This window comes from Streptomyces sp. NPDC014733 (assembly GCF_043083385.1).
Lineage (GTDB): Bacteria > Actinomycetota > Actinomycetes > Streptomycetales > Streptomycetaceae > Streptomyces.
This window is the reverse complement of the sequence record NZ_JBIBYO010000001.1, coordinates 746,062-758,567: the sequence shown is the minus strand read 5'-3', so window position 1 is coordinate 758,567 and position 12,506 is coordinate 746,062. Positions and strand designations below refer to the sequence as shown.

10 protein-coding genes are annotated in these 12,506 nt (G+C 74.3%); 5 read left to right on the top strand and 5 right to left on the bottom strand.

What is annotated here, in order from left to right; translation table 11 throughout:
- Positions 1-102: 102 nt before the first annotated feature.
- Entirely contained in the window at positions 103-1,740 is a 1,638-nt protein-coding gene (locus ACF1BH_RS03355) for a transporter (RefSeq protein ID WP_391640677.1), read from the bottom strand.
- Positions 1,737-2,543, bottom strand: a complete 807-nt coding sequence (locus ACF1BH_RS03350; protein ID WP_391641005.1) for an ABC transporter ATP-binding protein — start codon at positions 2,541-2,543, stop codon at positions 1,737-1,739. The genes ACF1BH_RS03355 and ACF1BH_RS03350 overlap by 4 nt, the downstream gene beginning before the upstream one ends.
- Positions 2,544-3,153: 610 nt before the next feature.
- On the opposite strand from ACF1BH_RS03350, the gene ACF1BH_RS03345 reads away from it, so the two are divergent.
- Together ACF1BH_RS03345 and ACF1BH_RS03340 are read left to right on the top strand one after the other, a co-directional pair.
- The gene (locus ACF1BH_RS03345; protein ID WP_391640676.1) at positions 3,154-4,545 is read left to right on the top strand and encodes a transcriptional regulator; all 1,392 of its coding nucleotides are present in this window, start codon (positions 3,154-3,156) and stop codon (positions 4,543-4,545) included.
- Between the two features lie 274 nt (positions 4,546-4,819).
- Positions 4,820-6,520 carry a hypothetical protein gene (locus tag ACF1BH_RS03340; protein ID WP_391640675.1) on the top strand — a complete coding sequence of 567 codons (1,701 nt, stop codon included), beginning with the start codon at positions 4,820-4,822 and terminating at the stop codon, positions 6,518-6,520.
- 127 nt (positions 6,521-6,647) lie between these two features.
- Here the strand turns inward: ACF1BH_RS03340 and ACF1BH_RS03335 are convergent, their stop codons facing one another.
- On the bottom strand, positions 6,648-7,994 hold the full coding sequence (locus ACF1BH_RS03335; RefSeq protein WP_391640674.1) for an ABC transporter substrate-binding protein: 1,347 nt from the start codon (positions 7,992-7,994) through the stop codon (positions 6,648-6,650).
- Between the two features lie 117 nt (positions 7,995-8,111).
- On the opposite strand from ACF1BH_RS03335, the gene ACF1BH_RS03330 reads away from it, so the two are divergent.
- Both ACF1BH_RS03330 and purU read left to right on the top strand, forming a co-directional pair.
- Positions 8,112-8,624, top strand: a complete 513-nt coding sequence (locus tag ACF1BH_RS03330) for a hypothetical protein (RefSeq protein ID WP_391641004.1) — start codon at positions 8,112-8,114, stop codon at positions 8,622-8,624.
- 60 nt (positions 8,625-8,684) lie between these two features.
- On the top strand, positions 8,685-9,608 hold the full coding sequence (purU, locus tag ACF1BH_RS03325; protein ID WP_391640673.1) for a formyltetrahydrofolate deformylase: 924 nt from the start codon (positions 8,685-8,687) through the stop codon (positions 9,606-9,608).
- Positions 9,609-9,663: 55 nt separating this feature from the next.
- On the opposite strand, the gene ACF1BH_RS03320 is transcribed toward purU, so the two are convergent.
- Both ACF1BH_RS03320 and ACF1BH_RS03315 read right to left on the bottom strand, forming a co-directional pair.
- The gene (locus tag ACF1BH_RS03320; protein WP_391640672.1) at positions 9,664-11,058 is read right to left on the bottom strand and encodes a zf-HC2 domain-containing protein; all 1,395 of its coding nucleotides are present in this window, start codon (positions 11,056-11,058) and stop codon (positions 9,664-9,666) included.
- Positions 11,055-11,639 (bottom strand): sigma-70 family RNA polymerase sigma factor, encoded by a 585-nt coding sequence (locus ACF1BH_RS03315; protein WP_391640671.1) that lies wholly within the window; start codon positions 11,637-11,639, stop codon positions 11,055-11,057. The genes ACF1BH_RS03320 and ACF1BH_RS03315 overlap by 4 nt, the downstream gene beginning before the upstream one ends.
- 455 nt (positions 11,640-12,094) lie before the next feature.
- Here ACF1BH_RS03315 and ACF1BH_RS03310 point away from each other — a divergent pair, with 455 nt between their 5' ends.
- The gene (locus ACF1BH_RS03310; protein WP_391640670.1) at positions 12,095-12,469 is read left to right on the top strand and encodes an STAS domain-containing protein; all 375 of its coding nucleotides are present in this window, start codon (positions 12,095-12,097) and stop codon (positions 12,467-12,469) included.
- Positions 12,470-12,506: the final 37 nt, after the last annotated feature.

Genomic DNA, 12,506 nt, shown 5'->3' with positions numbered 1-12,506 from the left:
CCGCCGGAGCCTGTGGACAACTATCGGCGCACCGCGGCGCGGGCACGGCGGCGGGGTGCGCCGGAACGGGGCGCCGGGCGGGGAAACCCGGCGCCCGCGTCCTCACCCCTTGCGCACCGCCGCCAGGATCTCCGGCACCCGGCGCACCACCAGCGGCGCCGCGATCCGCAGACCGAGCTGGGCCATCGCCGCGCCGTAGACCACGCCGGCCGGCAGGAGCGTCCAGAGCATGGCGTGGTGGCCCGCCAGGTGCAGCCAGAGGGTCAGGGCCACCAGCGGTGCGCTCAGGACCAGGCCCACCAGCATCCCGCCGAAGAGACTGAACCAGGCGATGGACGCCTGGCCCGGCGCGATGTTCTTGTTGCCGTCGGACGGGACGGAGTACGGGAAGAGCGTCGAGGTGAGCGCGCCCGTCGCCACCAGCGCGCCGAGCAGCGCCAGCGACAGCCCGTAGATCTCCACCAGCGACGACCAGGCATCCAGGAACGCGACGGTGCCGACCACCACCAGCGTGACGTACGGCACCGCCACCAGGCACAGCGCCAGTGCGCGCGCCCGCAGTTCGCGGTAGGCGTCCCGGGGCGTGGCGAGGGTCGAGGCGACCATCCAGAACGCGGAGGTGTCCTGTCCGAACTGGTTGTACATCTGCATGCCGATCAGCGCGGGCCCCACGAACGCGGTGTAGACCGTGCCGTTGCCCTGCGCCGCGTAGACGATCGGGATCAGCAGGCCCACGCCCAGGGACGTTGCCCAGCTCATCTTCGACTTCGGGTCGCGCCAGGCGTAGCGGAGCGTGCGCAGCATGACCGCGCCGGTCCGGCCGTCCGGCAGCAGCCGGGCCAGGCCCCGCGCGCCGTCCTTCGCCGCGCGTCCGCCGTCCTTCTCCGCCGCCTGGAGCGTCGAGCCGTCGGGCGACGTCATCAGGGTGGTCAGCATCCGCTGCCACCACCACAGCAGCAGCACCAGGGCCAGCACCGTCAGCCCCAGGCCGACGGAGGCCGGGACCCAGGCGCCGCGGCCCGCGTCCGCCACGGCGCTCATCGCCGACGCCGGCGGCACCCAGCGCAGCACCTCGCCGACCGGCTCCAGGACGGACAGCCCGTCGGGCCGGCCCAGCTTCTGTGCGGCGAGGTTGACGAGCTGCCCGCCGAGGGCGACGAACAGACCGCCGAGCACCGCGAGATCCCGGCCCCGGCGGCTCGTCAGCAGCCGTATCGACGCGGTGGCGACGGTCCGCGCCAGCGCGACGCAGACCAGCACCGTCAGGGGCACTGCGCACACCGCGACCACCGTGGCGGCCGGGCCGTCGGCGACCGCGACGGCCGCGCCGGTGGCCAGCGCGAGGGTGACGAACGGGCCGATGCCCACCAGCGACGCGGTCAGCAGCGCCACGATCAGCGGGCGGGGCCGCAGCGGCAGCATCACCAGCCGCGTCGGGTCCAGCGTCTCGTCGCCGGACGGGAAGAACAGCGGCATGACCGCCCAGCCGAGCGTGAGCAGCCCGGTGAGCAGCACCACCAGCGCATCGATGTGCGCCACCCCGCGCAGCAGCACCAGCCCCGTGGTCGCCCCGGCGGCGCACACCAGGCCCACCAGGATCGAGGCGATGTAGGCGACGGCCCGGCCGGGCGAGCGGCGCAGCCCGTTGCGGAGCAGGGAGAGCTTCAGGCGGACGAAGAGCGGGGTCAGCGCGGGCGACGCCGTCCGCCCCGGGGCGCCCGGTGCGAATCCGGCACTCATCGGGAGCCGCCCCCCAGCCAGTCGAGGTCCTGCCCGGCGCGGGTGCGGTGCCCGGCGCCGACCAGCTCCAGGAACGCCTCCTGGAGCGACGGCGCGGCGCCCCGCACCTCGGCGAGCGGGCCGTCCGCCCGGATGCGTCCGGCGGCGATCACCGCGACCCAGTCGCAGAGGGACTCGACCAGCTCCATCACATGGCTGGAGAAGATCACCGTCGCCCCGGAGGAGGTGTACCGCTCCAGGACGCCGCGGATGGTCTGCGCCGACACCGGGTCGACGCCCTCGAAGGGCTCGTCCAGGAAGAGGATTTCGGGGTTGTGCAGCAGCGCCGCGGCCAGGCCGATCTTCTTGCGCATCCCGGTGGAGTAGTCGACGACCAGCTTGTGCTGGGATCCGGACAGGCCGAGGACGTCCAGCAGCTGATCGGCGCGCTTGTCGGTCTCGGCGCCGCTCAGCCCGCGCAGCCGGCCCATGTAGCCGAGGAGTTCGCGGCCCGACAGGCGCTCGAAGAGCCGCAGCCCCTCGGGCAGCACCCCGATCCGCGCCTTGACGGCGACCGGGTCGCGCCACACGTCGTGCCCGCCGATGAGGACCTCGCCGGAATCCGGCCGCAGCAGCCCGGTGATCATCGACAGGGTGGTGGTCTTGCCCGCGCCGTTGGGCCCCACCAGCCCTATGAAGCGGCCCGCGGGCAGCGTCAGATCGATGCCGGCCACCGCGGTCTGCTCCCCGAAGCGTTTGGTCAACCCGCGCAGCTGTACCGCCGGTACGCCGTCGGGGGCCCCCGCCCGCGACGGCGCGGCCACCGTCTCCCCGCCGCCGTGCTCGGTCGGCTCCCCGCTCTTCCCCGTTGTGTCCGCCACCGGTCAACCCCTCCATGTCCGCGTAGGGCCGATCGCCCCCGTCCTTCTTCACAATACGGACCCGGACCGACAAAGGGCCGGGCTCGCCCGCGGTGACGAACGCCCCGCCGCCCCGGCCCTGCCTCAGGAACGGCCCGAGGGCGACCCATACCGCCCGGAGGGACCGGAACGAGGGACGGCGGAAACGCGTGTCCCGGGCGCACCTACCGGCACCTGGGGCGCATCGAGGCATCGGCGGGGGCGCGTAGCGGTGGTGAGCCGGGTGCGGGGTAGCGACCCGCCCTCCCGGGCAAGCAGGATCGCGGCATACGGACCGTGGGGGCGAAGGGCCGTGGAGAGCACCGGGACGCACCGGCGCCACGGCGCCCCGTGCGGACACCGCCGTCACCCGGGCCCCGCGTACCGACGCACCCGCCGCACGGCACACCTCACTCGTATCGCCGATATCCGGAATCTCCTGGATATCCGGGAATATACGGGGAATTGATCGCAACCAATCGCTCCGGACGGCGTTCACCGGTGAACGCACCCAGCCGCAACAGGGGGTACAAACATGGCCGCAAGGCCACTCGTCGCTCGTCAGCCCAACGAGCGGCTTCAGGCGCTGATCCAGGAGGCCGCCTGCTCCAACGCGGGTCTGGCCCGCCGCGTCAACATGTGCGGCGCCGAACACGGCCTCGATCTGCGCTACGACAAGACCTCGGTGGCCCGGTGGCTGCGCGGACAGCAGCCGCGCGGCCGGGCGCCCGCCATCATCGCGGAGTCCCTGGGGCGCAAGCTCGGCCGCACGGTCACCATCGACGAGATCGGCATGGCGGACGGCAAGAACCTCGCATCCGGCGTGGGGCTGCAGTTCTCCCCGACCGTGCTCGGCGCGATCGAGCAGGTCAGCGAGTTGTGGCGGAGTGACGTCGGGCGGCGGGACTTCCTGAACGGCTCCTCCGTCGCCGCCTCCGCGCTGGTCGAGCCCAGCCGCGACTGGCTGATCACCGGGGCGGACCCCCAGGTGGCGCGCAGTGCGGGCGCCCGGGTGGGACGCGCCGACGTGGAGGCGGTGCGCGCCATGACCACGGCGCTCGGCGACCTCGACCACCGCTTCGGCGGCGGCCATGTCCGGCCGGTCGTCGTGCACTACCTCAACAGCGTCGTCTCCGGGCTGCTCGCCGGGTCCTACCGGGAGTCGGTGGGGCGGGAACTCTTCGCCGCCGTCGCGCGGTTGACCGAACTCGGCGGCTACATGGCCGTCGACACCGGGCAGCCCGGCCTCGCCCAGCGCTACTACATCCAGGCACTCCGCCTCGCGCAGGCCGCCGACGACCGCGCGTACGGCGGCTACGTCCTCGCCGCGAGCATGAGCCACCTCGCCGCCGAGCTGGGCACCCCCCGCGAGATCGCCCAGCTCGCGCGGGCCGCGCAGGAGGGCGCGCGGGGCCGGATCACCCCGCGGGCCGAGGCGATGTTCTGCGCCGCGGAGGCGCGCGGCCATGCGCTCATGGGGGACGGCCGGGCCTTCCAGTCGGTGGCCGCCCGCGCGCTGACCGCCATGGAACGCGCCGAGGCGGAGGGCGACGCGGGCGACGACCCGGACTGGATCAGCCACTTCGACCGGGCCTACCTGGCCGACGAACTCGCCCACTGCCACCGCGATCTGGGGCAGGCCGCCGCCGCCGAGGAGCAGGCCCGGCTGGCGCTCCAGGGGCTGCCGCGCGGCAAGGTGCGCCGCCGCGCCATCGGCATGGTGCTGCTGGCCGGGGCGCAGGTGCAGCAGCGCGAGGTCGAACAGGGCTGTCACACGGCCACGGAGGCCGCGGAGTTGCTCGGTGAACTCCGCTCGCACCGGGGCGTGGAGTACCTCGACGACTTCCGGCAGCGCGTCGAGCCGTACCGGGACGAGCCGGTGGTGCGGGAGTTCGGCGCGCGGCTGGAGTTGCGCGTCGCGGTGTGAGAACGCCGGTCCCGGGACGGGCCCGTGGCGCCGCGCCTGGTGCGTGGTGTCGCGGGCCCGTTCCGTGTACGGGTCAACGGGCCGGAGGAATGCGGTGAATGTGCGGTTCCGTGGTGCCGGCGTCCTGGGGCGCGCGGTGCGTCCCCCGGGAGCGCCGGTCCGGCCGCCGCCGGTGGGGCGGGCGGTGGGCCTGACCGGGGGACGTGGTCGAACGCCTCGGCGACCCGGTAGCGTGAGCCGACGATTCCGTAGGTCTGCAGAGGTAGGAGTCCCGGTGACGCAGAGCGGACAGGGCCACGACCCGCAGAATTCTGCGGGTGGTCCCGCGCGAGAGGGTGTGGTGCTGCCCTCGGGCGGCGAGTCATGGGCGCCCGCCCAGCAGACCGCGCCCCCGGCCGGGCAACCCTGGGGCCAGCCCTGGGGCCCCGACCAGCAGAGCCCGCAGACGTACGGGCAGCCCCCCGAGCAGTCTCAGGGGCAGATGTCCGGGCAGTACCCGGGTGCGCCCCAGGGCTTCGGTCAGGGGCAGGCCCCGACGCACGGTCAGGGGCTGCCTCCGCAGCAGGGGCAGCACTCCCCGGGCTACGGACCGGGCCAGGCGTCCCCGCAGCCGCAGCCGTACGCACAGCCTCAGCAGCCCCCGCCGTTCCCGGCTCCGCCACAGGGGCAGCCACCGGTCCCGCCGATGCCGCCCGCCGCGCACCAGGGCTCCGGCCACCTGCCGCCCGCCGCCCCGGACGCCGAGGCGACGGCGCTGATCCCGCCCTTCGGGTCGCCCGGTGCGCTGCCGCCCGAGGGCGCCGCACCGCAGCCGCCGACCGGACAGCTGGTGAAGGCTGCCCCGCAGCCGGCCGCGCCGCTGCCGCCCGTCTCGGGTGAGGCGGACGCCACCACCGTGCTGCCGCCGGTCGGCGCCGCCCCGCTGCCGCCCGAGACCGCGGGGCGTCCCGAGACGCCCGGCGAGTCGACCCAGATGCTCCGCAGTATCAAGCCGCCCCGTAACCGCGCCGCCGCGCCGCCCGCCGCAGCGCCGCCCACCGCCGGGGACTCCGAGGCGACCCAGTACCTCCCGCCGGTCGGCGCCGGGACCCCCGCGCCGCAGCCCGGTGGTGCGCCGTTCGGTGCGCAGCCCGGTGGTGCGGAGCGGTCCACCCCGGCCGAGTTCGAGGGCCTGTTCCGCGCCGATTCCGGCGCCGCCCCGCCCCCGGCGCCCGACGCCACCGCCCAGCTGCCGCGCTTCGACGACCAGGCCCCGCCGCCGTACGGCCCCGGGGGCGGTCAGCAGGGCTTCGCGTCCGGTGGCCACCCGGCGCAGCCGGGGTACGACGACGCGCCGGCCGGCCGCCGTCGCCTGAGCCCGCCCGTGATCATCGGCATCGCCGTGGTGGTGCTCGCGGGCGCCGGGCTCGGTCTGGGCTGGGCGCTCAGCGGTGGCGACGACACGAAGAAGGAGGCGCCCAAGGCCAATGCGGCCGGGACGGCGCCCAAGGACACCGCGCCGCCGTCGCCGACCGCCGACCCGGCCGAGGAGCAGGCCAAGAAGCTGGACGCGCTGCTCGGCGACAGCAACAACAGCCGCTCGGCCGTGGTCAACGCCGTCGGGTCCATCCGCAACTGCGACAACCTCCCGGGCGCCGCGAAGGACCTCAAGGACGCCGCCAACCAGCGCAACCAGCTGGTCAGCCGCCTCCAGGGGCTGCCGCTGGACAAGCTCCCGCAGCATGCGGAGCTGACCGCGGCCCTGACCACCGCGTGGAAGTCGTCGGCCGCCGCCGACAACCACTACGCCGCCTGGGCCGGGCAGGTCGCTGGGAAGCACGGCTGCCACAAGGGCCACGCCCGCAACACCGGCCAGGTTGGCCAGGCCACTTCGGCCAGCGGCGCGGCCACCAAGGCCAAGGAGCGGGCGGCCGGTCTCTGGAACCCGATCGCCCAGAAGTACGGCCTGCGGACGCACCAGGCCGGCGACCTCTGAGCCACCGGCCGGGCGGCCCGCCGGACGCCGATGCGTAGCGGTGGGGCGCGGCGGGGCCCGCCCGGCCGCGGCTCCGGGGAGCGCCCGCGACAGCTCCGTACGCCCCGGCGCCCGCCGCCGCGCCCCCTCACATGTCCGCGCGCCGTCGCTCCAGCGTCCCGGCGACGTTCACGAATCCGTCGGACGCGGCGAGGACCTGGCCGTCCGCGACCGTCTGGTACATCACCATCCCGTTCACGATCCGCGGGAAGTCCTGCACGGCGAGCATGTCCTCCGCGCGCCACCGCAGCTTCGGTGTCAGCCCGCCGGTGTCCACCGGGTGCTTCCCCCGGTCCAGCACCTTCTGGAGCGCGTAGGGAGTGATCTCGTCCACCCCGTCCGCGTCGAGCTGCTCGACCATCGCGCGCAGCACCGTGTACGCGATCCACGTCGTCTGCACGCCCTGGTCGGCCGGGTCGACGCGGTTGTCGCCGAAGGCGTGCTCGTTGACGACCCGGCGCATCGGGTTCCACCGCGGATCGCCCGCCGCCGGGTACCAGCCGGTGACCAGCGCGCCCTCCAGCGGCCCGGACCGGCCGCCGGTGCGGTTGACCAGCGCCTGCCCGACGCTGCCCAGCACCGAGGCGACATGCACCTTCGGGCTCTGCTGCTGGAGGCGCCGGAAGGAGTCGAAGAAGGCGTCGGTGTGGTCGCCCAGCGACGCCGTCACACAGGAGCCCGGCGCCTCACCGCCGTATGCCGCCGTCCCGTAGCGCGCGGGATCGGCGCCGACGGCGTCCAGCGCCCGGCGCACCTCGGTGGAGTAGTCCGTGCCGTCCTCGGGCGCCCGGATGTCGGTGACCGGCGACCGGTGGCCCTGCTGGAGACCGGAGTCGAGGAGGGAGGGCATCTGGTCGCCCTGGATGGTGTCGGGCCGCACCAGAGCGACGCGGTCGCAGTCGCGCGCCAGCTGGCGGCCGTTCCCGGCGAGCAGCGACGCCTGACCGCCGTTCACCGGGTACGACAGCGGGCTCTCGAACTCCTCGTCGGAGGCGCCGTAGCCACCTATGTAGGGGATGCCCTCGACCTCCAGCGGGGACATGAACGACCGGCCGAACTGGCTGTACGAGCCGACGACCGCGACCGCGCCCGCCTCGACCGCGCGCTGCGCACAGCGCGTCGCGCCCACCGAATCGTTGTGATCGTTGCAGGTCAGAACCTTGAGCGGATGACCGGCGAGGCCACCTGTGGCGTTGGTCCAGCGCGCGTACGTCTGCGCCATGGCCGGCATGCCCGGCATGTTGGTGGCGCCGGTGCCCTCCGGGGCCCAGGTCATCACCGTGATCGGTGCCTTCTGCGCGGCCCCGGTGCCCGGCAGCGAGCCGCAGCCGCTGAGCAGCGACGCCATCACCGCCGTACCGGCTGCCCACCGTGCGGTGGTCCGTGCGGAGGCGGTCGGGAAGAGGCGGGAAGAGGGGCGGCGCCGTCCGGTCATGGTCCGTGAGCCTCGCGGCCCGCCCGAAACACGTGAGTGATTCCAGGTCAGCGGAGGGTGACGACGGGGTGAACTCCGGGGGGCGATAGGTGATCGGGAGCGAGGAACGTACGATCGATTGCTGTGCAAGGTTCGGAGAAGTCTTCCCGTCGCGGCCGCCGCTCGACCACCATGGACGGCATGCCACACAACGACATGCCGTGGTGGCGCTGGCGCAGCAATGTGCGCTCCGCGCTGCACATGCTCTCCGACCCCGGATTCCACCGGGAGACCTGGCTGGCCGGCCGTCCCGGGTACGGAGACGTGACCGACGCCGTCTACCGGCTCGTCGAGGACACCTGGCTGGACAACTGGTCCGCGGAGAAGTACGTCGGCACGATCTTCCGGGACACCCAGGAGGCGGCGCTCGTCGACGCCACCGTGCTGCGGGTGCTGCGGATCATGCACCAGGTCGGCGCGGACTCACCCGTCACCGCGTACGTCGAGCACCCCGGCTGGCCCGAGGCGGTGCAGGCGGCGCGCGAGGCGCATGTCTGGCTGGCCCGGGCGGACGGCGACGATCCGGACGCCCCGCCGCTGTCGCTGGAGGCGCTGGCGCAGGTGACCGGCGGTGCCTCGGCCGGCGCCTGAGCCGACGCGACACCGAGGCCCGCGTCCGTGCGGTGTCCGGGTATGCGACCCTATGAGGTCATGAGCGAGTCGCAGTCCTCCACGCCCGGCCCGAACGACGGGTCCGCCACCGGCGGTTCCGGTCAGGGCCGTCCCACCGACCAGTACGTCCTGACGCTGTCCTGCCCGGACAAGCAGGGCATCGTGCACGCCGTGTCCAGCTTCCTGTTCATGACGGGCTGCAACATCGAGGACAGCCAGCAGTTCGGCGACCGCGACACCGGGCTGTTCTTCATGCGGGTGCACTTCACCGCGGACGCCCCGGACAACGTGGACAAGCTGCGCGCCAGCTTCGCCGCGGTCGGCGACTCGTTCCGGATGGACTGGCAGATCCACCGCGCCGACGAGAAGATGCGCATCGTCCTGATGGTGTCGAAGTTCGGCCACTGCCTGAACGACCTGCTCTTCCGCGCCCGCATCGGGGCGCTGCCGGTCGAGATCGTCGCCGTCGTCTCCAACCACACCGACTTCGCCGAGCTGGTCGCGTCGTACGGCATCACCTTCCACCACATCCCGGTGACGAAGGCGACCAAGGCGCAGGCCGAGGCGGAGCTGCTGGAGCTGGTGCGGGCCGAGCAGGTCGAGCTGGTGGTGCTGGCGCGCTACATGCAGGTGCTCTCCGACGACCTGTGCACGGCGCTGTCCGGCCGGATCATCAACATCCACCACTCCTTCCTGCCGAGCTTCAAGGGCGCCAAGCCCTACCACCAGGCGCACGCCCGCGGCGTGAAGCTCATCGGCGCCACCGCCCACTACGTCACCGCCGACCTCGACGAGGGCCCGATCATCGAGCAGGAGGTCGAGCGGGTCGGCCACGAGGTCACCCCCGACCAGCTGGTCGCCATCGGCCGGGACGTGGAGTGCCAGGCGCTGGCCCGCGCGGTGAAGTGGCACAGCGAACGCCGCGTGCTGCTCAACGGCGCCCGGACGGTCGTCTTCGCCTGACCGCCGGGCCCGTCGGCACCCCACCGCCTCCCCTTCCGTCCCCGCGGGTCTCCGCTCAGAGCCGGGAGAGGGAGGCGGTGGCGTGGAGGACGTCGCGGATCGCCTCGCGTTCGCCGTCCGAACCGGCGGCGGCCTCGTCCGGGACGATGTGACCGGCCGCCAGCTGGCAGAACTCCTCGCCGTCCAGCGCGATGTGCGCCACCGTGTGCTCCGGCGAGCCGACCGCCGCCGGGGAGTCCAGGGCTATGTACCAGTGGCCGCCGCCGTCACCCTCGATCTCCAGATGGAGCGTGCGGCCCGGGGCGCCGGCCGCCACCAGCTGCCGGGGCGGCCCGGCGAGGCCGGACTGCCGGAGGTGGGCGAGCGCCCGCGGCAGCAGCCGGGCGGCGAGATCCACCAGGCTGTGGAGATGGTCGGCGGCCGGGCCCTCGTGCGGATAGGCGACCGCGTCCGCGATGTCACCCGCGTGCAGCCAGCAGCCGAAGGCGCGGTCGAGGAAGGCGTCGCGCAGCGGCAGCTGGACCGGGCCGTACGGCACCGCCAGATCGCCCACCCCGCCACCGGCGAACGCGGCCGTACGGATCAGTGTGTGGCTCTGTTCCCGCCACGGCCGGTGGAGGGCCGGCGTCCGGGGTGCCTCGCCGACGGTGCGCCACAGTGCGCGGGTGCGGGCGCCGGGCCCGGCCCGCCCGGTGGGCGCGGCGTCGCCGAGCGGATCGGGCAGGCCCAGGGCCGTGGCGACCAGCCCGTCGACCGCGAGCAGATGGCCGAGCACCCCGGCGGCGGTGGTCTCGCGGTGCACCGGCCGCTCGCCGTCGAACCACCGTAGCCGCACCGGGGCGCGCCACTCGGCGTCGCCCATGTCACGCAGCAGGGCGTCCAGCTTGGCGGTCTCCGCGTCGTACGGCGCGGCCCACTCGGGCACCGGGATACGGGCCGGGCGGCGGCCCAGGCAGCCCTCCAGGACGCGGGAGCGCAGCAATGGGTCGAGGTCGAGGCTGTCGGCGGGGTGGAGCAGGCCGACGGCGTCCCGCAGTCGCAGCGCCTCGTCGGCGCAGGGCGCGCAGTCGGTGAGGTGCGCCTCGACGGCGGCGGTCTCCTCGGGCGAGCAGGCGGCCAGCGCCCAGGCGCCGAGCAGCGACGTCAGCACCCGGTGCGGCAGCTCGGGCCGTGCGTCGCCGGGCCGTCGGTCCCCGGGGCGGGAGGTGTCACCGGACGCGCCCGGGGGAGGGGCGTGGGCGGGCGCGGGTCTGCGGTCCGGCTCCGGCGCGGCGTTCTCCGGGCCGTCGGGCAGCGGGCCGTCGTCCTCGGCGGCGGCGCGCGGTGACGGTATCCGGGGCCGGGCCGCGGGCGGTCCCGGGGCGGCGCCGGGCGGCTCGCCGGGGCCGTCGTGGTGCGGCGGGTGGGGGTCCCCGTAGTCGTACCCCTCCCACTCCTCCGGGCCGTTCACCGGGGCCCTCCGTTTCCGGCGCCGGGTCCGTCGGACGGCGGCTTCTGGTGGTGGGCGGTGGACAGCAGCTGCAGGCCGAGGCGGAGCCGGCGGCGGGCCTCGTCCGCGGTGACGCCCAGGTCGGCGGCGGTCTGGCGGTAGTCGCGCCGCTGGAAGTAGGCCAGCTCCAGGGCGTCGCGCAGCGGGGCGGGCATGGAGGTGACGATGTAGTCGGCGCGGGCGGCGGTGGAGGCGTCGCGGATCTTCCGCTCGACCTCGGCGGGCGCCGCCCCGTCGGCGTCGGCGGCGAGGGCGGCTTCGGTCAGGCGCAGCCGGTGGACGGCCTGGCGCTGGGTGAGGGTGGCGACCCAGGAGCGCAGCGAGCCCTGCTTGGGGTCGTAGGCGTCCGGGTTCTCCCAGATGTAGCCGAAGACCTCGCGGGTGACGCGGTCGGCGGCGTCCTCGTCGCCGAGGACGCGGTGGGCGAGGCTGTGCACGAGCGAGGCGAAGCGGTCGTACAGCTCGCCGAGCGCGGCGGCCTCACCGCGGGCGAGCCGCTGCTGCATCCGTCTGTCCCAGCGTGGTGGTGCGTCGCTCGCCATCGGCCTCTGCCCCGTCCCGTCGTACGGACCGCCCGAGGCGCGGCCGGACGCGCCGTCGTGCGGTCAACTCCTTGCCCGCGTCCTGCCCACGCGGACGGGACGCGCCACCGAATCTAGTCGGGGGGTCCGACAGTGCACGCTTCTTTGCGGCAAACCACCCCGGAACAAGGGTGCGGATGGTAAAGGAGTCGTCACTTTGGGGTGGGAATGCCCGGTCGGGTGGGTTCGCAGGAGATCGTTCCCGCCCTGTTAGGTGAATGCGTTACCGGGGTGTGACCGAAATTCGGCAAAGAGTGACCGCGCGCTGGGCATAGCCTTGGACGGGAACGGCCCAGTGCGCCACGCATTCCGCAGTGTTTCAGGGGAGAGAGGCCGGGCAGTCGAGCCGGGGAAGGGTGTGTTCCGGATATGTCCGGGAGCAACCGGTCCGCAAGCGAGCGAAAGGCTTCGAGCGCGTGTCGTTGAAGGTCGCAGAAGACGAACAGGGCCGGTGGGCCGTCCTCCAGGTGTCCGGCGAAATGGACCTGGTGACCTCGCCCGCAGTACGCCAGCACGTCCACGACGCGGTCGCCGACGGCCGGCGGAGCGTCGTCCTCGACCTGTCCGAGGTCCGGTTCTGCGACTCCAGCGGCGTCGGCGTGCTCATCGCCGCCCGCCGGCTGATGCGCTCCTGCCAGGGCCGTCTCCGGCTGATCCTCCCCGCCCAGGGAGCGGTCGACGGTTCGCACGTCAATCGCGTCCTGGCCGCCCTCGGCGTCCGCCGCCTCTTCGAGGTCTACCCGGACCTGCACACCGCCGTCGACGAGACCGCCGCCCCGCTGTCGGCCTGAGCCCGGCACCCCTGGGCCGACACGCCCCAGGGACCGC

Bases quoted from the DNA above. Each gene is read 5' to 3' on its own strand.
- ACF1BH_RS03355 (WP_391640677.1), bottom strand. From the start codon at position 1,740: ATGAGTGCCGGATTCGCACCGGGCGCCCCGGGGCGGACGGCGTCGCCC.
- ACF1BH_RS03345 (WP_391640676.1), top strand. From the start codon at position 3,154: ATGGCCGCAAGGCCACTCGTCGCTCGTCAGCCCAACGAGCGGCTTCAG.
- ACF1BH_RS03335 (WP_391640674.1), bottom strand. From the start codon at position 7,994: ATGACCGGACGGCGCCGCCCCTCTTCCCGCCTCTTCCCGACCGCCTCC.
- purU (WP_391640673.1), top strand. From the start codon at position 8,685: ATGAGCGAGTCGCAGTCCTCCACGCCCGGCCCGAACGACGGGTCCGCC.
- ACF1BH_RS03315 (WP_391640671.1), bottom strand. From the start codon at position 11,639: ATGGCGAGCGACGCACCACCACGCTGGGACAGACGGATGCAGCAGCGG.